1 pseudogene is annotated in these 500 nt (G+C 44.0%); it reads left to right on the top strand.

Features of this window, described 5'->3' with window-relative positions:
- Positions 1 to 500, top strand: a pseudogene (locus HMPREF2607_RS10555) (YSIRK signal domain/LPXTG anchor domain surface protein); the annotation flags it as partial.

The raw sequence follows: 500 nt of genomic DNA, 5'->3' as shown, positions 1-500 counted from the left end.
AGACTGTGATTCTGATACTGACGCACTCTCTGACACTGATTCTGAATTAGATACAGACTGTGATTCAGAAACTGACGAACTTTCTGACGCTGATTCTGAGTTTGAAACAGACTGTGATTCTGAGATTGATCCACTTACTGACGCTGACTCGGAGTTTGAGACAGACTGTGATTCTGATACTGACGCACTCTCTGAAGCGGATTCTGAGTTTGAGACAGACTGTGATTCTGAAATTGACGCACTGACTGACGCTGACTCGGAGTTTGAGACAGACTGTGATTCAGACACTGATGCACTCTCTGAAGCTGACTCGGAATTAGAAACCAATTGTGATTCGCTTACTGATGCACTCTCTGAAGCTGACTCGGAGTTTGAGACAGACTGTGATTCAGAAACTGACGAACTTGCTGAGGATGATTCTGAGTTTGAAACTGATTGTGAAGCTGAAATTGACGCACTTTCTGAGGCTGACTCTGAGTTTGAAACAGACTGTGATTCTG

Origin of the sequence: Streptococcus sp. HMSC078H03, from assembly GCF_001808655.1 — a bacterium.
Lineage (GTDB): Bacteria > Bacillota > Bacilli > Lactobacillales > Streptococcaceae > Streptococcus > Streptococcus salivarius_G.
Note: the sequence above shows the minus strand (reverse complement) of the source record. Positions and strands in the feature narration are given on the sequence as shown.